Origin of the sequence: Terracoccus luteus, from assembly GCF_003635045.1 — a bacterium.
Classification (GTDB): Bacteria; Actinomycetota; Actinomycetes; order Actinomycetales; family Dermatophilaceae; genus Terracoccus; species Terracoccus luteus.
Window position 1 is genome coordinate 651,485 of the sequence record NZ_RBXT01000001.1, and the last position, 21,393, is coordinate 672,877.

At 73.8% G+C, this 21,393-nt stretch carries 20 protein-coding genes; 18 read left to right on the plus strand and 2 right to left on the minus strand.

Going from position 1 to position 21,393, the window contains the following annotated elements:
• Positions 1-105 precede the first annotated feature (105 nt).
• From DFJ68_RS03070 to DFJ68_RS03095, 6 genes are read left to right on the plus strand one after another with little or no spacing between them, the layout of a single operon-like run.
• A complete protein-coding gene (locus DFJ68_RS03070; RefSeq protein WP_121030916.1) occupies positions 106-780 on the plus strand; it encodes a DedA family protein in 675 nt (224 codons plus the stop codon).
• 43 nt (positions 781-823) lie between these two features.
• Complete coding sequence (gene hisD / locus DFJ68_RS03075) at positions 824-2,188, plus strand: histidinol dehydrogenase (RefSeq protein ID WP_121030918.1); 1,365 nt, start codon at positions 824-826, stop codon at positions 2,186-2,188.
• Positions 2,185-3,390, plus strand: a complete 1,206-nt coding sequence (locus tag DFJ68_RS03080) for a histidinol-phosphate transaminase (protein ID WP_211333253.1) — start codon at positions 2,185-2,187, stop codon at positions 3,388-3,390. The genes hisD and DFJ68_RS03080 overlap by 4 nt, the downstream gene beginning before the upstream one ends.
• A gap of 2 nt (positions 3,391-3,392) precedes the next feature.
• Positions 3,393-4,052, plus strand: coding sequence for an imidazoleglycerol-phosphate dehydratase HisB (gene hisB / locus DFJ68_RS03085; protein ID WP_121030920.1), 660 nt, complete (start codon positions 3,393-3,395; stop codon positions 4,050-4,052).
• Positions 4,053-4,055: 3 nt separating this feature from the next.
• The gene (gene hisH, locus DFJ68_RS03090; RefSeq protein WP_121030922.1) at positions 4,056-4,694 is read left to right on the plus strand and encodes an imidazole glycerol phosphate synthase subunit HisH; all 639 of its coding nucleotides are present in this window, start codon (positions 4,056-4,058) and stop codon (positions 4,692-4,694) included.
• A gap of 48 nt (positions 4,695-4,742) precedes the next feature.
• Complete coding sequence (locus DFJ68_RS03095; RefSeq protein WP_147431503.1) at positions 4,743-5,192, plus strand: hypothetical protein; 450 nt, start codon at positions 4,743-4,745, stop codon at positions 5,190-5,192.
• Between the two features lie 27 nt (positions 5,193-5,219).
• Here the strand turns inward: DFJ68_RS03095 and DFJ68_RS03100 are convergent, their stop codons facing one another.
• Complete coding sequence (locus DFJ68_RS03100) at positions 5,220-7,604, minus strand: ATP-binding cassette domain-containing protein (RefSeq protein ID WP_121030926.1); 2,385 nt, start codon at positions 7,602-7,604, stop codon at positions 5,220-5,222.
• A gap of 208 nt (positions 7,605-7,812) precedes the next feature.
• Between DFJ68_RS03100 and priA the strand changes: the two genes are divergently transcribed.
• The 5 genes from priA (at position 7,813) to DFJ68_RS03125 (ending at position 12,487) form a co-directional block, all read left to right on the plus strand.
• On the plus strand, positions 7,813-8,598 hold the full coding sequence (gene priA, locus DFJ68_RS03105) for a bifunctional 1-(5-phosphoribosyl)-5-((5-phosphoribosylamino)methylideneamino)imidazole-4-carboxamide isomerase/phosphoribosylanthranilate isomerase PriA (protein ID WP_245963428.1): 786 nt from the start codon (positions 7,813-7,815) through the stop codon (positions 8,596-8,598).
• Positions 8,595-9,377, plus strand: a complete 783-nt coding sequence (locus DFJ68_RS03110; RefSeq protein WP_121030930.1) for an SseB family protein — start codon at positions 8,595-8,597, stop codon at positions 9,375-9,377. The genes priA and DFJ68_RS03110 overlap by 4 nt, the downstream gene beginning before the upstream one ends.
• Before the next feature lie 140 nt (positions 9,378-9,517).
• Positions 9,518-10,786 carry a DUF445 domain-containing protein gene (locus DFJ68_RS03115; protein WP_121030932.1) on the plus strand — a complete coding sequence of 423 codons (1,269 nt, stop codon included), beginning with the start codon at positions 9,518-9,520 and terminating at the stop codon, positions 10,784-10,786.
• Between the two features lie 146 nt (positions 10,787-10,932).
• Positions 10,933-11,367 (plus strand): organic hydroperoxide resistance protein, encoded by a 435-nt coding sequence (locus DFJ68_RS03120; protein ID WP_184510345.1) that lies wholly within the window; start codon positions 10,933-10,935, stop codon positions 11,365-11,367.
• Between the two features lie 49 nt (positions 11,368-11,416).
• A complete protein-coding gene (locus DFJ68_RS03125; RefSeq protein ID WP_121030936.1) occupies positions 11,417-12,487 on the plus strand; it encodes an NADP-dependent oxidoreductase in 1,071 nt (356 codons plus the stop codon).
• A gap of 78 nt (positions 12,488-12,565) precedes the next feature.
• Here DFJ68_RS03125 and DFJ68_RS03130 read toward each other — a convergent pair whose 3' ends face one another.
• A complete protein-coding gene (locus DFJ68_RS03130) occupies positions 12,566-14,692 on the minus strand; it encodes an elongation factor G (RefSeq protein WP_121030938.1) in 2,127 nt (708 codons plus the stop codon).
• Positions 14,693-14,826: 134 nt separating this feature from the next.
• On the opposite strand from DFJ68_RS03130, the gene DFJ68_RS03135 reads away from it, so the two are divergent.
• The 7 genes from DFJ68_RS03135 (at position 14,827) to pheS (ending at position 21,392) form a co-directional block, all read left to right on the plus strand.
• Positions 14,827-16,191 carry an MFS transporter gene (locus DFJ68_RS03135; protein WP_121030940.1) on the plus strand — a complete coding sequence of 455 codons (1,365 nt, stop codon included), beginning with the start codon at positions 14,827-14,829 and terminating at the stop codon, positions 16,189-16,191.
• Between the two features lie 312 nt (positions 16,192-16,503).
• Positions 16,504-17,115, plus strand: coding sequence for a translation initiation factor IF-3 (gene infC / locus DFJ68_RS03140; protein WP_420823647.1), 612 nt, complete (start codon positions 16,504-16,506; stop codon positions 17,113-17,115).
• Positions 17,116-17,218: 103 nt separating this feature from the next.
• The gene (gene rpmI, locus DFJ68_RS03145; RefSeq protein WP_020144695.1) at positions 17,219-17,413 is read left to right on the plus strand and encodes a 50S ribosomal protein L35; all 195 of its coding nucleotides are present in this window, start codon (positions 17,219-17,221) and stop codon (positions 17,411-17,413) included.
• Positions 17,414-17,499: 86 nt separating this feature from the next.
• Complete coding sequence (rplT, locus tag DFJ68_RS03150) at positions 17,500-17,892, plus strand: 50S ribosomal protein L20 (protein ID WP_121030943.1); 393 nt, start codon at positions 17,500-17,502, stop codon at positions 17,890-17,892.
• 53 nt (positions 17,893-17,945) lie between these two features.
• Positions 17,946-18,809, plus strand: coding sequence for a TrmH family RNA methyltransferase (locus DFJ68_RS03155; protein WP_121030945.1), 864 nt, complete (start codon positions 17,946-17,948; stop codon positions 18,807-18,809).
• A gap of 10 nt (positions 18,810-18,819) precedes the next feature.
• Positions 18,820-20,013 (plus strand): sensor histidine kinase, encoded by a 1,194-nt coding sequence (locus DFJ68_RS03160; protein WP_121030947.1) that lies wholly within the window; start codon positions 18,820-18,822, stop codon positions 20,011-20,013.
• Between the two features lie 269 nt (positions 20,014-20,282).
• The gene (gene pheS, locus DFJ68_RS03165; protein ID WP_121030949.1) at positions 20,283-21,392 is read left to right on the plus strand and encodes a phenylalanine--tRNA ligase subunit alpha; all 1,110 of its coding nucleotides are present in this window, start codon (positions 20,283-20,285) and stop codon (positions 21,390-21,392) included.
• Position 21,393: the final 1 nt, after the last annotated feature.

A 21,393-nucleotide genomic window follows, 5' to 3' on the forward strand; every position in this document is an offset into this window, starting at 1 on the left:
TCGGCATCGACGCCACTGCCGGCCCCGATCTGGCCTCTCGGTGGCCTCCATCTGGCCTTTCGACGGTCGGCCGGGGGGTTGGGGTGGGTCGCCTAGCATCGGGGCATGGGGGAGGTCGGGGACGTCGCGGGGGCGATGCTGCACGCGCTGCAGGCCGCCATGCTCTCCCCGTGGCTCTACGCCATCCTCGTCGGGCTCGCCGTGCTCGACGTCTTTTTCCCCCTCGTGCCGAGCGAGACCGCGTTGCTGCTCGCCGGCACCTACGCGGCGACGGCCGGCCCGGAGCCGGTGCTCGTCGTGGCGGCGGGGGCGCTCGGCGCCGTGCTCGGCGACCTCGGCGCCTACGGGCTCGCGCGGGCCCTCGGCGCCGGCCTGCTCGACCGTGCCCGCCCCGGCTCGCACGCCGACCGCGCGCACACCTGGGCCCGCACCGCCACCGAGCGCCGCGGGGCGGCCGTGCTCGTCGGGGCGCGCTTCGTGCCGTTCGGTCGCACCGCCGTGACGATGACGATGGGCGCGACCCGGTACCCCCTGCGCGGCTTCGTCGCCTTCGACGTCCTCGCGAGCGTCGTGTGGGCGAGCTTCCACTGCACGGCCGGCTACGTCGGCGGGGTCACCTTCAGTGAGCACCCCGTCGTCGGCGTCCTGTGCGGCATGACCATCGCCGTCACGGTCGGAGCGCTCGTCGAGGTGCTCGGTCGCCGGCGCGACCGCGCCGCTGCCGCTGCCGCGACTCCCGCCCCTGAGCCCGCCCCGAGCCCGCCCCGAGCCCGCCCCTGAGCCCGCGACGGGAGCGGCGGCAGCGAACTCCTAGAATCGAGGCATGATCTCCCGTCTCGACCTGCGCGGCCGCACGCTCGACGTGCGCTTCCTGCGCAGCGCCATGCCCCGCGCCGAGTTCGACGTGACGGCCGCCCTCGAGCAGGTGCGGCCGATCTGCGAGGACGTCGCGCATCGCGGGGCCGAGGCGCTGTACGAGCTGGGGGAGCGCTTCGACGGGGTCCGCCCGCCGCGGCTGCGCGTGCCCACCGCCGTGCTCGACGCGGCGCTCGCCGCCCTCGACCCCGACCTGCGGGCCGCCCTCGAGGAGTCGATCCGTCGCGCGCGGCTCGTGCACGCCGACCAGCGCCGCACCGACACCCGCACCCAGGTCGTCCCCGGCGGCAGCGTCACCGAGCGCTGGGTGCCCGTCGACCGGGTCGGCCTCTACGTGCCCGGCGGCATCGCCGTCTACCCGAGCAGCGTCATCATGAACGTCGTCCCCGCCCAGCTCGCCGAGGTGGGCTCGCTCGCCGTCGCGTCCCCGCCGCAGCGCGAGAACGTGGGCGAGTTCGCGGGCTACCCGAACCCGACCATCCTCGCGACGTGCGCGCTGCTCGGCGTCGACGAGGTGTACGCCGTCGGCGGTGCTCAGGCGGTCGCGATGTTCGCCTACGGCTTCGACGAGCAGGTCACCGCCGACGACGGCACGACCGAGGACGTCGTCTGCGACCCCGTCTCGCTCGTGACGGGCCCGGGCAACATCTACGTCGTCGCGGCAAAGCGGCTGCTCAAGGGCCTCATCGGCATCGACGCCGAGGCCGGGCCGACCGAGATCGCGGTGCTCGCCGACGACTCCGCCGACGCCGACCACGTCGCCGCCGACCTCGTCAGCCAGGCCGAGCACGACCCGCTGGCCGCCGCCGTGCTCGTCACCGACAGCGAGGCCCTCGCCGACGCCACCGAGGCCGCCCTCGAGCGCCGCGTCCCCGCCACGAAGCACACCGAGCGCGTCCGGACCGCCCTCGCCGGCCGCCAGTCACGCGTCGTGCTCGTCGACGACGTCGCTGCGGGCCTGCAGGTCGTCGACGCCTACGCCGCCGAGCACCTCGAGATCCAGACCCGTGACGCAGCCGCCGTGGCCGCGCGCGTGCGCAACGCCGGGGCGATCTTCGTCGGGCCGCACTCGCCCGTCAGCCTCGGCGACTACGCCGCGGGCAGCAACCACGTGCTGCCGACGGCGGGCTGTGCCACGCACTCGAGCGGGCTGTCGGTGCAGTCGTTCCTGCGCGGCATCCACGTCGTCGAGTACGACGAGACCGCGCTGCGCGGCATCGCCGCCCACGTCGTCACCCTCGCGCAGTCGGAGGACCTCCCCGGCCACGGCGAGGCCGTCACCGCGCGGTTCGGCGACGAGGTCCCGCGGTGACGACCACCGAACGCGAGCGCACCGCGGGCGAGGAGGTCGAGCGGCTGCTGCGCCCCGACCTGCGCGGCCGCAGCGCGTACGGCGCACCCCAGCTCGACGTGCCGGTACGCCTCAACACGAACGAGAACAGCCACCCCGTTCCGGATGCCGTGGTACGCGCCGTCATGGATGCCCTCGCCGCCGACGTGGCGAATCTCAACCGCTACCCGGACCGCGAGTTCACCGCGCTGCGAACGGCGCTCACCGACTACCTGCACCGGCAGTCAGGGGTCCGCGTGGCCCCCGAGCAGGTGTGGGCGGGCAACGGGAGCAACGAGGTGCTCTCCCACGTCGTGCAGGCGTTCGGCGGTCACGGGCGGGTCGCGCTCGGCTTCACGCCCAGCTACTCGATGCACTCGATCATCACCGAGACCCTCGGCACGACGTGGGTGCACGGCGAGCGCGACGCGGAGACGTTCGACCTCACCGCCGAGTCGGCCGCCGAGCAGGCGCGCCGGCACCGCCCGGCCATCGTGTTCCTCTGCTCCCCGAACAACCCCACGGGGTCCGCGCTGCCGTTCGAGACGGTCGAGGCCGTCCTCGACGCGGCGCCGGATGCCGTCGTGGTGGTCGACGAGGCCTACGCCGAGTTCGCCCGGCCGGGCACCCCGAGCGCGCTGACCCTGCTCGAGGGCAACCCCCGTCTCGTCGTGACGCGCACGATGAGCAAGGCCTTCGCCTTCGCCGGCGGCCGCCTCGGGTACCTCGTCGCGGCGCCCGAGCTCGTCGACGCCCTGCGTCTCGTGCGGCTGCCCTACCACCTCAGCACACCCACACAGACGATCGCGCGCGTCGCCCTCGAGCACGCCGACGCCCTGCTCGCGACCGTCGAGTCCATCAAGGAGCAGCGCGACCGCATCGTGTCTGGCCTGGCCGAGCTCGGCGCCACGCCCACCCCGAGCGACTCGAACTTCGTGCTCTTCGGCAACCTGCCCGACGCCCCCGGCACGTGGCAGGCGCTGCTCGACGAGGGCGTTCTCGTGCGCGACGTCGGCATCTCCGGTCACCTGCGCGTCACCGCCGGAACGGCCGACGAGACGACTGCGTTCCTCGACGCCATGACCCGCCTCGCCCCGACGCACGTCGGGCCACGCGAGACGCCGACCACGTCCGCATCCGCCGCGAACCAGTCCGCCCCCGAGAGCGAAGGTCCCACCTCGTGAGCATGTCACCTGCGAAAGCGACTGCAGCACAGGCAGACCCGACCGGTTCGGTCGGTGACGAGGCCCACCGCACGGCCCACGTCGCCCGCACCACGAGCGAGTCGTCGGTCGAGCTGTGGCTCGACCTCGACGGCACCGGCGAGGCCGACGTCGAGACCGGCGTGCCGTTCTACGACCACATGCTGCGCTCGCTCGCCAAGCACTCGCTCATCGACCTGCGGGTGCGCTCCAGCGGCGACATCGAGATCGACGTGCACCACACCGTCGAGGACACCGCCATCGTGCTGGGCCAGGCCCTGCGCGAGGCGCTCGGCGACAAGAGCGGCATCTCCCGCTTCGGTGACGCGACCGTGCCGCTCGACGAGGCCCTCGCCACCGCCGTCGTCGACGTCGCCGGGCGTCCGTACGTCGTGCACGAGGGAGAGCCCGAGGGGCAGCAGTACGTGCTCATCGGCGGCCACTTCACGGGCTCGATGACCCGCCACGTGCTCGAGTCGTTCGCCACCAACGCCGGCCTGTGCCTGCACGTGCGCGTCCTCGCCGGGCGCGACCCCCACCACATCGTCGAGGCGCAGTTCAAGGCGGTGGCGCGGGCCCTGCGGGCGGCCGTCGCCCGCGACCCCCGCGTCGTCGGCATCCCGAGCGCGAAGGGTGCGTTGTAGCCGATGGCCCGTGACGTCGTCGTCCTCGACTACGGCAGCGGCAACGTCCGCTCCGCCGTGCGCGCCCTCGAGCGGGTGGGCGCCACCGTCACGCTCACCGGAGACCCCCACGCCGCCCTCGAGTGCGACGGCCTCTTCGTGCCCGGCGTCGGCAACTTCCACGCCTGCATGGCCGGGCTGGCCGAGGCCCGCGGACCGCGCATCATCGGCCGCCGCCTCAGCGGGGGTCGGCCGGTGCTGGGGGTCTGCGTCGGCATGCAGGTGCTCTTCGAGGGCTCGACCGAGCCGTCGGACGCCCCGCTCGACGGGATGGCCGAGTGGCCCGGCACGGTCGAGCGGCTGCCGGCCGACGTCGTGCCGCACATGGGCTGGTCGACCGTCGCGGCCGGGTCGGGCTCGCGCCTCTTCGCCGGCGTCGAGGGTGAGCGCTTCTACTTCGTGCACTCCTACGCGGCGCAGCGCTGGACCCTCGAGGCCACCGGCCCCTTCGCGCGGGTCGCGCCCGTCGTCACGTGGGCGCGTCACGGTGCGGACTTCGTCGCCGCGGTCGAGAATGGACCCCTGAGCGCCACCCAGTTCCACCCGGAGAAGAGCGGCGACGCCGGGGCGCAGCTGCTCGAGAACTGGGTCCGCTCGCTCTGACCCCCGGTGACGCCCGTCACCGCGACCGCCCGTCCGAAGGAGCGCACCGTGGCCACCCGCAAGACGCCGGCGAAGAAGACGACACCGGCCGCCGGGAGGACTCCCGCGAAGTCGTCCGCGAAGACGTCGACCGCGAAGCGGACGGCCGCGCGCACGACGGCCACGAAGACCCGGACGACGACGCGCCGCACGACCCGGCGCACCACCCCCGCCCTGTCGACCACCCTGGGCAGCGCCCTCGGGACGCTGCTCGTCACGACGCTGCTCGACCTCTCGTGGCCGGTGCGCATCGGCCTGCTGCTGCTCGTGCTCGCCCTCGGTGTCGGCTACCTCCTGTGGCGCGCCCGCGGCGAGATCGCCTCTGCTGCAACCTCGCCCGACGGAGGAGCGCCGGCCGGCACACAGCCCACCGCGCCGCCGACGGCGGGCATGCCCGGCGCCACCGGCGGCGGGACGACGCCCCCGGCATCCTCGCCCCCGGTCGACCCGCCCCGCTGACCGCGCCGCGGCGTCCGGCGGCGCGGGTCAGGCGCCGACGTACTCGGCGAGGTGCTGCCCGGTCAGGGTCGACCGGTCGGCGACGAGCTGGGCCGGGGTGCCCTCGAAGACGACGCGGCCGCCGTCGTGCCCGGCCCCCGGCCCGAGGTCGACGACCCAGTCGGCGTGGGCCATGACGGCCTGGTGGTGCTCGATGACGACGACCGAGCGGCCCGAGTCGACGAGCCGGTCGAGCAGGCCGAGCAGGTTGGCGACGTCGGCGAGGTGCAGCCCCGTCGTCGGCTCGTCGAGCACGTAGACCTCGCCCTTGTCGGCCATCTGCGTGGCGAGCTTGAGCCGCTGGCGCTCGCCGCCCGAGAGGGTCGTCAGCGGCTGGCCCAGGGTGAGGTAGCCGAGGCCGACGTCGACGAGCCGCTCGAGGATCGCCGTGGCCGCCGGCACGCGCGCCTCACCCTCGGAGAAGAACGCGAGCGCCTCCTGCACCGGCAGCGCCAGCACCTGCGCGATGTCGCGACCGCCGAGCGTGTACTCGAGCACGGCGGCCTGGAAGCGTCGGCCCTCGCACTCCTCGCAGACCGACTCCACGGTCGCCATGACGCCGAGCTCGGTGAAGACGACCCCGGCACCGTTGCACGTCGGGCAGGCGCCCTCGGAGTTGCTGCTGAAGAGGGCGGGCTTGACCCCGTTGGCCTTGGCGAAGGCCTTGCGCACCGGCTCGAGCAGCCCGGTGTACGTGGCCGGGTTGCTGCGACGCGAGCCCTTGATGGCGCCCTGGTCGACGACGACCACCCCGTCCCGCTTCGCGACGGAGCCGTGCACGAGCGAGCTCTTGCCCGAGCCCGCGACGCCGGTGACGACGCACAGCACGCCGAGCGGCACGTCGACGTCGACGTCGCGCAGGTTGTGCGTCGCGGCCCCGCGCACCTCGAGCACCCCGGTGCGCTCACGCACCTGCGGCTTGAACTCGACCCGGTCGTCGAGGTGCCGACCGGTCACGGTGTCGCTGCGGCGCAGGGCGGCGACGTCCCCCTCGAAGCAGACGGTCCCACCCGCCGTGCCGGCGCCCGGGCCGAGGTCGACGACGTGGTCGGCGATGGCGATCGTCTCCGGCTTGTGCTCGACGACGAGCACCGTGTTGCCCTTGTCGCGCAGCTGCACGAGCAGCCGGTTCATCCGCTCGATGTCGTGGGGGTGCAGGCCGATGGTCGGCTCGTCGAAGACGTACGTCACGTCGGTGAGCGACGAGCCGAGGTGCCGGATCATCTTGGTGCGCTGCGCCTCCCCGCCCGACAGCGTCCCCGACGGGCGGTCGAGCGAGAGGTAGCCCAGGCCGATGTCGGTGAACGAGTCGAGCAGGTGCTGCAGGCCGCCGAGCAGCGGCGCCACCGACGGCGCGTCGAGCTCGCGCAGCCACGCGCCGAGGTCGGTGATCTGCATGGAGCACAGCTCGGCGATGTTGCGGCCGCCGACCTTCGACGACAGCGCCTCCTTCGACAGGCGGGTGCCCCCGCAGTCGGGGCACGTCGTGAAGGTGACCGCCCGCTCGACGAAGCGGCGTACGTGCGGCTGCATCGCCTCGAGGTCCTTCGACAGCATCGACTTCTGGATCTTCGTCAGCACCCCCTCGTACGTGAGGTTGACTCCGTCGACGCGGATCTTCTCCGGGGCGCCGTGCAGCAGCTTGTCGAGCTGCTTCGCGGTGAAGCGCCCGACGGGCCGGTCCATGGGCAGACCAGCGCCGGCGAAGATGCGCCCGTACCAGCCGTCCATGCTGTAGCCGGGCACGAGCAGGGCCCCGTCGGCGAGCGAGCGGCTCTCGTCGTAGATGGCGGTGAGGTCGATGTCGTTCACCGCCCCCATGCCCTCGCACCGCGAGCACATGCCGCCCTGGTAGACGGCGTCCTTGACGACCGACTTCTCCTCGCGGCCGCCCTTGTCGGTGCGCATGACCCCGCTCGCGACCCGGGTGGGGATGTTGAAGGCGAAGGCCGTCGGCGGGCCGATGTGCGGGGTTCCCAAGCGGCTGAACAGGATCCGCAGCATCGCGTTGGCGTCGGTGGCGGTGCCCACCGTCGAGCGGGGGTTGGCGCCCATGCGCTCCTGGTCGACGACGATCGCCGTCGTCAGGCCCTCCAGGTGGTCGACGTCGGGCCGGGCCATCGTCGGCATGAAGCCCTGCAGGAACGCCGGGTAGGTCTCGTTGATGAGGCGCTGCGACTCCGCCGCGATGGTCGCGAAGACGAGCGAGCTCTTGCCCGAGCCCGACACCCCGGTGAAGACGGTCAGGCGCCGCTTCGGCAGCTCGACCGTGACGTCGCGCAGGTTGTTCTCACGCGCGCCCTGCACCCTGATGACGTCGTGCCGGTCCGCGGCCTGCCCCGCCGTCGCCGTCGCCCTTGCAGCCGTGCCCATGGTGCTCCTCCCGCCGGGTCGCCGGGGCCGTGCCACCGGCGGTGACAGCCTAGAGGCGTCCGGGGCCCGTGCGCCTCCGTCGTGCCGGTCGGTCGGGCCACGTCGGATGCCGGTGGGTCGGGTCGCGTCGGATGCCGGGCGGCCGGATCGGGGCCGCGGCTCGCTTGGCATACTCGGGGTCGGCCCCACGACCGAGGAGAGCGACCCCGTGACCGAGCACAACCCGCCCGCGACCGCACCGGACGGCACGGCCCCCCGGCTGCAGCTGCTGCCCGCCGTCGACATCTCGGAGGGGCAGGCCGTCCAGCTCGTGCAGGGCGTCGCCGGCTCGGGCGGCCGGTTCGGTGACCCGTGGGAGGCGGCCCTCGCCTGGCAGGACGCCGGCGCCGAGTGGATCCACCTCGTCGACCTCGACGCCGCCTTCGGCCGGGGGAGCAACCGCGAGCTCATCGCCTCCGTCGTCGGCCGCCTCGACCTGCAGGTCGAGCTGTCCGGCGGCATCCGCGACACCGAGACCCTCGACGCGGCGCTCGCGACGGGCTGCCGTCGGGTGAACATCGGCACGGCCGCCCTCGAGGACCCGGCGTGGACGGCCTCCGTCATCGCCGAGCACGGCGACCGCGTCGCCATCGGGCTCGACGTGCGCGGCACGACGCTCGCAGCCCGCGGCTGGACCCGTGACGGCGGCGACCTGTGGGAGACGCTCGAGCGGCTCGACCGAGAGGGCTGTGCCCGGTACGTCGTCACCGACGTCAACAAGGACGGCATGCTGCAGGGCCCGAACGTCGACCTGCTGCGCGAGGTCTGCGAGCGCACCGACCGGCCCGTCGTCGCGAGCGGCGGCGTCTCGACGCTCGCGGACATCGCCACCCTGCGCACCCTCGTGGGGGAGGGCGTCGAGGGGGCCATCGTCGGGTCGGCCCTCTACCGCGGCGCGTTCACGATCACCGAGGCCCTCGACACCGCCGGCCGCCCGGGCGGCGTCGTCGCGTGAGTACCACCGACGCCGAGGGCCGCCCGGCCGACTCGGCGGGGCAGGCGTGGGCGGGCAAGTCCATCCCGTCGCACGGCTTCGCCGGTGACACGGGCGGGGCCGACGCCGCCCTGCTCGCCCTGCTCGAGCAGCCACCGACCGCGAGCGGCGCGGAGGCCGCGGCCCACGAGCAGCGCCTCGTCGCGGCCGTCGCCGGCGCGCGCTGGCTCGTGCCGGTCGTGGCCGTCGCCACCGAGGTGCAGGGCGAGGGGGCGCACGCCGTCGACGCCCGCAGCGACATGGCCGCGGTGACGCTCACGGCCCCCGACGGGTCGCGGGCCCTGCCCGTCTTCACCTCCCTCGCGGCCCTCACCACGTGGGACGCCGGCGCCCGTCCCGTCCCGGTCGCGGCGTCCGCCGCCGCCCAGTCGGCGATCACCGAGGAGTGCTCGGTGCTCGTCGTCGACGTCGGCTCCGACCACGCGACGGTGCTGCGTCCGAGCATGCTGTGGGCCCTGGCCCAGCAGCGCGACTGGCTGCCCGCCCACGTCGACCCCCACGTCGAGCGGGCCGTCGCGGCGGCCGCCGCCGAGCAGCCCGCCGTGCGGGGCCACCGCCTCGGGGCGGGTGAGCCGGCCGGGGCCGGTGTGCTGCGCGTCGTGCTGCAGCTCGCCCCGGGCCTCGACGCCGAGGCGGTCGGGGCCGTCGCGACGGCGGTGGGGGAGCGCCTCGCCACCGACGGCGAGACCCGTGCGAGGATCGACGCCCTGACGTTCGCGCTCGAGGTGGCCCCCGCCTGAGCGTCGCCCGCCGGGACCCGTGCCACCGGGCGTGACCCGTCACGCAGCCTGCACGGCCACCTGCACGACCACCTGCACGACCACGCGAACCACCCCTGAACGACCCGGAACGACCACGGACGACCCACGGAGGTGCCCCGGTGAGCGGACCCCTCGCCTTCGCCGTCGACCCGGCGGTCGACGCCCGGCGGCGGCGCGACCTGCGCCAGATGCGGCTCGTCGCGACAGGCCTGCTCGTGCTGGCCGCGGTCGTCTACGTGCTGACGCGCGGGCACGACGACGGCGTGCTCGGCTTCGTCAACGCCGGGGCGGAGGCCTCGATGGTCGGCGCCTGCGCCGACTGGTTCGCCGTGACCGCGCTGTTCCGGCATCCGCTCGGGCTGCCCATCCCGCACACCGCGCTCATCCCGCGGAAGAAGGAGATGCTCGGGCGCAGCCTCGAGGAGTTCGTCGGCGAGAACTTCATGCGCGAGGACATCATCCGCGAGCGCGTCGCCGACGCGGAGCCGACCCGGCGCGCGGCCGAGTGGGCCCTCGGGCCCGGCCACGCCAAGCGTCTCGTCGACGAGGTGGCCACGGTCGGGGCCCACGCCCTCGCCCGGATCCCCGACGACGACGTGCGCGCCGTCATCGAGCAGGCGGTGCTGCCCCGGCTCATGTCCGAGCCGGTCAGCTCGCTCGCCGGCGGCCTGCTCGACCAGGTCGTCAAGGACGACGCCCACGTCGGCCTCGTCGACCTCGCCCTCGACGAGATGCGCACGTGGCTGGTCGACCACGAGGACGTCTTCGAGTCGCTCATCATCCGCCGCGCCCCGACGTGGGTGCCGGCCGCCCTCAACGACATCGTCGCCCGACGCATCCACGTCGAGGCCCTCAAGTGGGTCGCCGACATCCGCCGCGATCCCGACCACGAGGTGCGCCAGGCCCTCGACGGGCTGCTCGTCGACCTCGCCCACAACCTCCAGCACGACCCGGCCACGCAGGAGAAGGCCGAGCGCCTTAAGGAGCGGCTGCTCTCGCACCCGCAGGTCTCGGCCACTGCGATGTCGCTGTGGGTCTCGGCCCGCGGCGTCGCCATCTCGGCCCTCGAGGACGTCGACGGTCCGCTGCGCTCGCGCGCGCTCGCCGAGGTCGTGGCGCTGGCCGAGCGGCTCCTCGCCGACGACGCGCTGCGGGGGCGCATCGACGCCCGCATCACCGACATGGCCGTCTTCGCCGTCGAGCGGTACGGCACCGAGCTGACCCAGGTGATCAGCCAGACCGTCGACCGCTGGGACGGCAAGGAGACCGCCGAGCGCGTCGAGCTGCAGGTCGGCCGCGACCTCCAGTTCATCCGCATCAACGGCACGCTCGTCGGCGGGCTCATCGGCGTGCTCATCCACGCCGTCTCGGTGCTGCTGCCCTCCTGAGGCGCCCGGGTGGCGCAGCCGGGCGGGCGCCTCGGGGTGGCGGCGTGGGGTGCATCACGCGCCGGACGGGCATGGATGCCGGTCGGTGCCGCGTTGCCCCCAGCGACCGACGCGACCAGCGCGCCACCGACCACGAGGAGCCCTTCGTGAGCGCCACCACCTCCCCCTCCGCCGCCCTGTACACCGCCTCGGCCACCGCCTCCGGGCGCGAGGGCCGCGCCGTCAGCACCGACGGCCGCCTGGACGTCACCCTCGCCGCCCCCACCGAGCTCGGCGGCTCCGGTGCCGGCACCAACCCCGAGCAGCTCTTCGCCGCCGGCTACGCCGCGTGCTTCGCGAGCGCCCTCGGCGTCGTGGCCCGCCGGGCCAAGGTCTCCGGCTTCGACGCCTCCGTCACCGCCGACGTCAGCCTGCACCCGACCGAGGCCGGGGGCTTCTCGCTCGCCGTGGCCCTCGAGGTCGAGCTGCCCGACGGCTTCGACGAGGCGACCGGGCGCGACCTCGTCGAGCAGGCCCACGCGGTCTGCCCCTACTCCGACGCCACCCGCGGCAACATCCCCGTCGAGCTGTCGATCGCCTGACGGCATCCGGCCCGACCCACCCACGCGAACACCCACGCGAAGGAGAACCATGAGCACCGACACCACCCCCGACACCACCCCCGACCCCACTGCCACGTCGACTGATGCGGCCGGCACCACCCAGGCCCCCCGCGAGGTGCGGCTCGTCTCGCGCCCCGTCGGCTGGCCCGAGCCGAGCGACTTCGCGCTCGCCGACACCGAGCCGGTCGAGCTCGCCGACGGGCAGGTGCGCGTGCGCAACCTCGTCATGTCGGTCGACCCGTACATGCGCGGTCGCATGAGCGCCGCCAAGTCCTACGCCGCGCCGTACGAGCTCGGTGAGGCCATGACCGGCGGCGCCGTCGGCGAGGTCGTCGAGTCGCGGGCCGACGCGGTGCCGGTCGGGGCGCACGTCCTGCACGGTCTGGGCTGGCGCGAGGAGGCCGTCGTCGACGCCTCCGCCGTGCGCGTCGTCGACACCGACGCCGCCCCCGTCTCGGCCTACCTCGGCGTGCTCGGCATGACAGGGCTGACCGCCTACGCGGGCCTGACCCGCGTGGCCGGCATGAAGCCGGGCGACGTCGTCTTCGTCTCGGGCGCCGCCGGGGCCGTGGGCTCCGTCGTCGGCCAGGTCGCCAAGGCCCTCGGCGCCTCCCGCGTCATCGGCAGCGCCGGCTCGCAGGAGAAGGTCGACCACCTCGTCACCGACCTCGGCTTCGACGCCGCGTTCAACTACAAGGACGGCAAGGTCTCCGACCTGCTGCGCGAGGCCGCTCCCGACGGCATCGACGTGTACTTCGACAACGTCGGCGGTGAGCACCTCGAGGCCGCCGTCGGGTCGCTGCGCCTCGGCGGCCGCATCGCCGTCTGCGGGATGATCTCGGTCTACAACGACACCGAGCCCGCCCCGGGCCCCCGCAACCTCGCGCGCCTCATCCAGACCCGTGGCCGCATCGAGGGCTTCCTCGTGGGCGACCACGGCGACCTCGCGGACGAGTACGCCCAGCAGGCGGCCGGCTGGCTGGCCGACGGCTCGCTCACCTCGCGCGAGACCTTCGTCGACGGCATCGACCACGCCGTCGAGGCCTTCCTCGGTGTCCTCAAGGGTGCCAACACCGGCAAGATGCTCGTCCGTCTCTGACGGACCGGTGTTCCCGGCGTGACCGCCGGTGTCGAGGGGCCGGGCTCATCACGAGCCCGGCCCCTCGTCGCACGCGGCTCAGCGCGACTGCTGCGGCAGCAGGTCCCGGGCGCGGTCGGGCGGCAGCAGCTCGAGGCGCAACGGCTCCCGGGTGAACGAGCCCGTGCCGTGCGAGACCGAGCGCAGGTCGATCGGGTAGCGCGACAGCTCGGCGGCGGGGACCTCGGCGTGCACGAGGGTCCACCCTCCGTCGGTGTCGGCGCCCGCCCCCGCGGCGGATGCCGGGGAGCCTCCGCCCGACCCGGCCATCACCGGCTCGGTGCCGACGACGTGGCCCCGGCGCCCGCGCAGGTCGGCCATGACGGCGCCCAGGTGCTCGTCGGCCGTCGTCACGCAGACGCGGTCGACGGGCTCGAGCAACGCCACGGTCGACGCGTCCGCGGCATCCTTGAGCGCGATCGCTGCCGCGGTCTGGAAGGCGACGTCGGACGAGTCGACCGAGTGCGCCTTGCCGTCGACGAGCGTCACCCGGACGTCGACGACGGGGTGACCGGTGAGCACGCCCCGGTCGAGCTGCGCCCGCACCCCCTTCTCGACGGAGGCCACGAACTGGCGCGGCACCGACCCGCCCACGACGCGGTCGACGAACTCGACGCCCGCGCCCCGCGGCAGCGGCTCGACCTCGAGGGTGCACACGGCGTACTGGCCGTGACCGCCCGACTGCTTGACGTGCCGGCCCTGCGAGCGGCACGACCGCACGAACGTCTCGCGCAGGGCGGTCCGGTACGGCTCGGACGTCACCGTCACGCTGTGCCGCTCGGACAGCCGGGCGAGCAGGTCGTCGACGTGGGCCTGGCCCATCGTCCAGAGCACGATCTGGTCGTTCTCGGCGTCGTGCTCCATGCGCACCGTGACGTCCTCGGCGACGATGCGGGCGAGGGCCCCGGCGAGGCGGTCGTCGTCGCTCTTCGTGGCGGCGCGCACGGCCACGGGCAGCAGCGGCTCGGGCAGCAGCCAGGGGGCCACGACCACCGGCCGGTCGGGCGACGACAGGGTGTCGGAGGTCTCGGCCCGCTGCAGCTTCGACACGAGGGCGAGGTCGCCGGCCGTGACGGTGCCGCGAGGACGGTGGGCGTCGAGGTAGGGGGAGCCGAGCGGGCCCACCCGCTCGTCGTCGTCGTGGGAGGGGTGACCGGGCACGTCGTGGCCGACGAAGTCACCGAGGTGGCCCGAGACGTGCACCGGCTCGTCGACCCGCAGCGTGCCGGAGAAGACGCGCACGAGGGACAGGCGGCCGACGTAGGGGTCCGTCGTCGTGCGCACGACCTCCGCCACGAGCGGTTGGGCCGGGTCGCAGGTCACCCCGCCGACGGCGCGCCCGGCGGGCGTCGTGACGTCCGGCAGCGGGTGCACCGTGGGGTCGGGGAAGGCCCGGCGCACGAGCCCGAGCAGCTGCTCGACGCCCACCCCGGTCGGCGGCGACACGGGCAGCACCGGGAAGAAGGTGCCCAGGCACACCGCCCGACGGACGTCGGCGACGAGGGCCTCGACGTCGACCGCGCCACCCTCGAGGTAGCGGTCGAGCAGCTCGTCGTCCTCGGCCTGCTCGATGACCGACTCGACGAGGGCAGAGCGGGCGTCCGCCGCGTCGTCGCCGAGGCCGTCGGCGTCGCCGGTGAGCAGGCCGGTCACGTCGGTGAGCCGGCCCTGGTCGGTCACCGGCCAGTGCGTGGCGCGCACGTCGCCGAAGGCGAGACGGCACCGCTGCACGGTCTCGGCGAAGTCGGAGCGCGGCTGGTCGAGGTGCGTGACGGCCACGGCCCGCGGCATCCCGACGGCGGCGCACTCACGCCACAGCAGCGACACCGTCCGGTCGACGTCGTCGGCGGCCGAGACGACGAAGACCGCGGCGTCGGCCGCCCTCAGCCCTGCGCGCAGCTCACCGACGAAGTCGGGGAACCCGGGGGTGTCGAGCAGGTTGAGCGTCACGCCCTCGCTCTGCACCGCGGCCGCGACGAGCGTCGTCGTGCGCACGTGCACCTCGGCGCCGGCGCGATGACCCGGTACCAGCGCGGCGAGCAGCGCGTCGAGGAGGGCGCTCTTGCCGGCGCCGCCCGGCCCGACGAGCACGACGTTGCGGATGTCGCTCACCGAGTCCGGCGCGGGCGCCGGGGGGAGCTCTGACCTGCCGGGCGTCTTCGCCATGGGCCACCTCTCTCGTCCGCGCCCACCCTTCTCCTCCGACCCGTCGGCTGACAAGAGCGGCGGTCGGCGGCAGGTCGGCGCCGTGGCGAAGAACCCGGGTGCGCGCTGTCGGTGGTGGGTGACAGGGTGGGCGCATGGATCTCGGGCAGTACCGTCACGTGCTCGCGATCCGCGACACCCGCAACGCGTTGCTGCTCGGCCTGCTCATCCGCATCCCGATGTTCGCGGGCACCGTCCTGCTCACCCTGCACGTCGTCACCTCGCTCGGGCGCAGCTACGGCGCGGCCGGGCTGCTCAGCGCCGCCGCCACCATCGCGATCGCGATCTCCGGGCCGTGGCGCGGTCGCCTCCTCGACCGCCTCGGCCTGCGCCGCACCGTCGCGCCGTCGCTCGTCGTGCAGGCGGTCTGCTGGTCGATCGCCCCGTGGGTCGACTACCTGCCGCTCATGGGGCTCGCGGCCCTCGCCGGCCTCTTCGTCGTCCCGACCTTCTCGATCCTGCGCCAGGTCATCATCCGGTCCGTGCCCGACCACCAGCGCCGCACCGCGCTCTCGCTCGACTCGGCCGCGACCGAGCTCGCCTTCATGGCCGGGCCCGCCCTCGGCGTCTGGGCCGCCACGTCCTACAGCACCGGCTGGGCCCTCTTCGGGTGCGAGATGGCCGCTGTCGCCGCCGGCTTCGTCCTCTTCGTCGTCAACCCGGCCGTCAGGAGCGACGACGCGCGCCTCGCCACCCCGGATGCCGGTGTGCCCGACGCCACCGCCGACGCCACCGCCGACGCCACCGCCGACGCCACCGCCGACGCCACGGGGGTCGCGGCGGGGCGTGACGACGTCGCCGACGAGCCCGCTGCAGGCCGGGTCTGGCGCGGCTTCGTCACCGTGCCGGTGGCCGCCATCTACCTCGCCGCCCTGTGCTCCACCCTCGTGCTGAGCGGCACCGACGTCGCCATCGTCGCGGCGCTCCGCTCGTTCGACGCCACGACCTCCATCGGCTGGATCCTCGCCCTGTGGGGCGGCGGGTCGCTGGTCGGCGGCCTCGTCTACGGCGCGTGGCACCGCTCCTTCTCAGCCTTCTGGCTGCTGGGCGGCCTCGCCGCCACGACCGCCCCGGTCGCTCTCGCCGTCGGCGTGCCGAGCTTCGCGGTGCTCATCACCGTCTCGGGCATCTTCTGCGCCCCCACCATCACCGCGACCGTCGAGCAGCTGAGCCGTGCCGTCCCCGAGCGTTTCCGCGGCGAGATGATGGGATGGCACGGCTCGGCCATGACCGCCGGCTCGGCGGTCGGCGCCCCCGTGGCGGGCTTCGCCATCGACCACGGCGGCTGGCGCACGGGCTTCCTCGTCGTCGGCGTGGTCGGGGTGCTGGTCGCCCTCGTCGGCGCCCTCTCGCAGCGCAGCCTGGCCCGGCGCGACGGCCGGCGGTCGGAGCCCGTCGGGTCGCCGGCGCCGTCGCGCGATTCGGACCGCAGCCGCCCGGCTGCTACCATTGACAACTGACCAGTCGCGGTCACGGATCTCCGTGTCCACGACGTGCCAAGAGAAGCTCGCTTCCACCCGCGTCGGCCTCACGGCTGCCGGGTACCGGGTCTGCTCGACGACCGTCCCCGTGACGACCGGAGAGCCGTGTGTCGCACAGCCCTGCTGTGCCGGCATCCGACACCCAGAGGGCTTCTCGTGCACGCACGGGGGGCCCTTTTTCCGTTGCTGGCCACGGAACCGGGCAGGCAACCCCCCCGCAGGTCCATCACACGAGCTAAGGAGCACCACATCAGCGAGCCTCGCATCAACGAGCGCATCCGGGTCCCGGAAGTGCGCTTGGTCGGCCCGAACGGCGAGCAGGTCGGCATCGTGCGCGTCGAGGACGCGCTGCGCCTGGCCGAGGAGGCGAACCTCGATCTCGTCGAGGTCGCCCCCATGGCCAAGCCGCCCGTCGCCAAGCTCATGGACTTCGGCAAGTTCAAGTACGAAGCAGCGCTGAAGGCCCGTGAAGCACGCAAGAACCAGGTCAACACGGTCATCAAGGAGATCAAGCTCCGCCCGAAGATCGACCCGCACGACTACGGCACGAAGAAGGGCCACGTCGAGCGGTTCCTCAAGGCGGGCGACAAGGTCAAGGTGACGATCATGTTCCGTGGCCGCGAGCAGAGCCGTCCCGAGCTGGGCCGTCGACTGCTCGAGCGCCTCGCGGAGGACATCGTCGAGCTCGGCTTCGTCGAGTCGGCCCCCAAGCAGGACGGCCGCAACATGATCATGGTCATCGGCCCGACCAGGAAGAAGGCCGAGGCCAAGGCCGAGCAGCGCCGCACCCGTGAAGAGGAGCGGTCCGAAAGATCCGAGGGCGCCACCGGCATCCCGGACCCCGAGGCCCAGGCCGCGGCCGAGCAGCGCGCTGCCGAGCAGGAGACCGCCTCGGCCGAGTGACGCGGGCCCTCACCGGCCCCCGACATGACCCCCGACATGACCCCACGCACCCCGCTGCGGTCGACATCGCAGCAGACACGACAGCACGACAAGGAGATCGGCCATGCCGAAGATGAAGACGCACAGCGGTGCGAAGAAGCGGTTCCGCCTCACCGGCACCGGCAAGGTGATGCGCGAGCAGGCCGGCGGTCGCCACCTGCTCGAGCACAAGTCGAGCAAGAAGATGCGTTCGATCGCGAACGACGTCGAGCTCGCCAAGCCGGACGCCAAGAAGGCCAAGAAGCTCCTCGGCAAGTGAGCCGAGACCCCCACCGATCAGCACCTCGCTGAGCAACCGGGCTCTCTCGGTACGCCAGCAGCACCAAGCAGAGAAGGAGTATTCACGTGGCACGCGTGAAGCGGGCGGTCAACGCCCAGAAGAAGCGTCGGGTCGTCCTCGAGCGGGCCAGCGGCTACCGCGGTCAGCGCTCGCGGCTCTACCGCAAGGCCAAGGAGCAGGTCACCCACTCGCTCGGCTACGCCTACCGTGACCGCCGGGCCCGCAAGGGCGACTTCCGTCGCCTCTGGATCCAGCGCATCAACGCCGCGGCCCGCGCCAACGGCATGACCTACAACCGCTTCATGCAGGGCCTCAAGGCCGCTGGTGTCGAGGTCGACCGCAAGATCCTCGCGGACCTCGCCGTCAACGACGCCCCGGCCTTCGCCGCCCTCGTCGAGCTCTCGCGCGCCAACGTGCCCGCGCAGGCCGACAAGGCCGCCGCCGGCGACGCCGCCTGAGTCATCCCGACTCCGACGGACTCCACGTCACACCCCGAGCGCCGGGACACCCCGTGCTGACCAACCCCCGATCCGATCGGGTGAAGGCGGTACGGGCGCTGTCCCGGCGCTCGGTGCGTTCCCGCTCCGGCGAGTTCGTCGCCGAGGGGCCGCAGTCGGTGCGGGAGGCGCTGCGCCACCGACCCGACGCGGTGCGCGACGTCTACGTCACGCCCGAGGCGGCCGACCGGCATCCGGCCATCGTCGACGCGGCCCGCGCGGCGGGGGTGACGGTGCACGACACCGCCCCCGAGGTGCTGGCCGCGATGGTCGACACCGAGAGCCCTCAGGGGCTCGTCGCCGTCTGCCGGGCCGTCGACCGACCGCTCGACGAGGTGCTCGACGGGCTTCCCGAGCGCGCCCTCGTCCTCGTCCTGACCCACGTGCGCGACCCCGGCAACGCCGGCACCGTCATCCGGGGTGCGGACGCCGCGGGGGCGGATGCCGTCGTGGTCAGCGACGCGAGCGTCGAGCTGTACAACCCCAAGGTTGTCCGCTCCACCGCCGGCTCGCTGTGGCACCTGCCCGTGAGCGTGGGGGCGCCGGTGACCGAGATCCTCGACGGGCTGCGCGCCCGTGGGGTGGCGCTGCTCGCCGCCGACGGCGCGGGCACGACCCTGCTGCCCGAGGTCGACCTCGACCGGTCGCACGCCTGGGTCATGGGCAACGAGGCGTGGGGTCTGCCCGAACCGCTGCGCGCGCAGTGCGAAGAGGTCGTGCGCGTGCCGATCCACGGTCACGCCGAGTCGCTCAACCTCGCGATGGCCGCCACGGTCTGCCTCTACGCCTCCGCGGGCGCCCGGCACCCCGACGGCCGCGGCGACACCCCGGTCGGCACCGAGGCCGGCAGCGACGTCGGCGTCGGCGGGCGCGGCTAGGGTCGGGAGCATGGGCCCGGACGACGAGGAGGTCGTGCACCGCACCGACCACCGGTCGGGGCGTCCCGGTGCCCTGCCCGACACGGCCGCCGAGCTGGCCCAGCTCGGCGCGATGGGCGAGCTGCTGCCCGACGGCCTCGTCGTCGTCGGGGGTGACCGCGTCGTCCGCTTCGCGAACGGCGAGGCCCTGCGCATCCTCGAGCGGACGCCGGCCGAGATCCTCGACCGGCCGGTCTCGGAGGGTCTGACCCTGCGGGACAAGTACGGCCGCGACTGGTGGGCGCACACCGACCCGTGGGGAGGGCTCACCACCCGCACCGGCCACCGCGAGAAGCTGCTCGTCGGCCCCGCCGGCAACGACCTGCTCGTCACGGCCCGCTACCTGCGCGCTGACCGCGGCGGGCCGGTCGAGCGGGTCATGCTCGGTCTGCGCGACGCCGAGGCCCGGCTGCGGGCCGAGCGCGACCAGGCCACCGTGCTGACGACCGTCGCGCACGAGCTGCGGGCGCCGCTGACGTCGGTGGCCGGCTTCACGAGCAGCCTGCTGCGACGCTGGGAGCGGTTCACCGACGCCCAGAAGAAGATGATGATCGAGACGATCGAGTCCGACGCCAACCGGCTCACCCGCCTCATCACCGAGCTGCTCGACATCTCGCGGCTCGACACCCACGCCCTGAGCCTGCGCCTCGGCCCGGTCGACCTGCACGACGTGCTGACGGGGCACGTCCTGCGCCACGAGCTCGGCCGACGGCCGGGGTCGGTGCAGCTGCGGCTCGGCACCCGCGCCGAGCAGGAGGGGCTGCCCGAGCTGTGGGCCGACACCGACCGCCTCGAGCAGGTGTTCCACAACCTCGTCGAGAACGGGCTGCGCCACGGGTCCGGGGTCGTCACCGTCACCCTCGAGCGCGACGGCCACGCCGACGGCGACGGGCACGCCCGCGGACGCACCGGCAGCGACCGTCCCGACGCGGTGACCGTGACGATCGACGACGAGGGCGACGGCATCCCCCCGGAGCACCGCGAGAAGGTCTTCGGCCGGTTCTGGCACGGCCCGTCCAACGCGAGCACCGGCCTCGGCCTCTACGTCGTCAAGGGGCTGGTCGAGGCCCACGGCGGTTCGGTCTGGGCCGACGGCAACGAGACCGGCGGCGCCCGCTTCGTCGTCCGGCTGCCGTCCGGGCTGCCCGACCTCGTCGGCCCCTGACCCCGCCCGAGGCGGCCGACCGCGCGGGTGGAGGTAATCCGTCGCGAAATGTGGTCGCCGATCACCTCCACCCGGATGCCACTCGTCCAGGTGGAGGTATCACGTCGCGCCAGGCGGTCGCCCATTACCTCCATCCGCGCGCCGGCGCTGACACCTGCAGGCGCCCCCGTCGGCCCGGACCATAGACTTGGCGCGCCTCGGAGCGGCCCCCCGCCCGCGGCCCCGCAGAGCCAGCAGCCCCAGACGACGAGAGCAGCGAACGCACGCCGATGTCCGGACCGAACACGAACTACGACCCCGTCGAGGTCTCGGCGCTCGACCCGGCCAACGTCGACGCCGCCGTCGAGCAGGCACTCGCCGCCATCGCCGGTGCCACCGACCTCGAGGCGCTCAAGGCCGCGCGGCTCGCGCACGCCGGCGACAAGAGCCCCCTCGCCCTCGCCAACCGCGAGATCGGTGCGCTGCCCCCGACCGCCAAGGCCGAGGCCGGCAAGCGGGTCGGCCAGGCCCGCGGCCAGGTGAGCAAGGCCCTCGCCTCCCGTCAGGTCGAGCTCGAGGCCGAGCGCGACGAGCGCATCCTCACCGACGAGAAGGTTGACGTGACGAGGCCCGCCGTCCGTCGCCACCCCGGCTCCCGGCATCCGATCGAGCTCACCGCCCAGCGCCTCGTCGACGCCTTCGTCGGCATGGGCTGGGAGGTCGCCGAGGGCCCCGAGCTCGAGAGCGAGTGGCTCAACTTCGACGCCCTCAACCTCGGGCCCGACCACCCGGCGCGCCAGATGCAGGACACGTTCTTCCTCGACCCCGTCGACAGCGGCCTCGTGCTGCGCACCCAGACCTCGCCGGTGCAGATCCGCACGATGCTCGAGCAGGAGCCGCCGATCTACATCGTGGCGCCGGGCAAGGTGTTCCGCACCGACGACCTCGACGCGACGCACACGCCGGTCTTCCACCAGATCGAGTGCCTCGCCATCGACAAGGGGCTGACGATGGCCCACCTGCGCGGTGCGCTCGACGCCTTCGTGCGCATCATGTTCGGCGCCGAGACGCGCACCCGCGTGCGGGCCAACTACTTCCCCTTCACCGAGCCGAGCATGGAGACCGACTTCCTCTGCTTCGCGTGCCACGGCGCCGAGACGTGGGGGACACCCGAGCAGTGCCGCACGTGCGGCGGCTCGGGCTGGATCGAGCTCGGCGGCTCGGGCATGGTCAACCGGAAGGTGCTGCGCACGTGCGGCATCGACCCCGACGTCTACTCCGGGTTCGCCTTCGGGCTCGGCATCGAGAGGGCACTGATGTTGCGCCACGGGGTGCAGGGGATGCACGAGATGGTCGAGGGCGACGTCCGCTTCTCGCGCCAGTTCGGGACGGGGGCCTGAG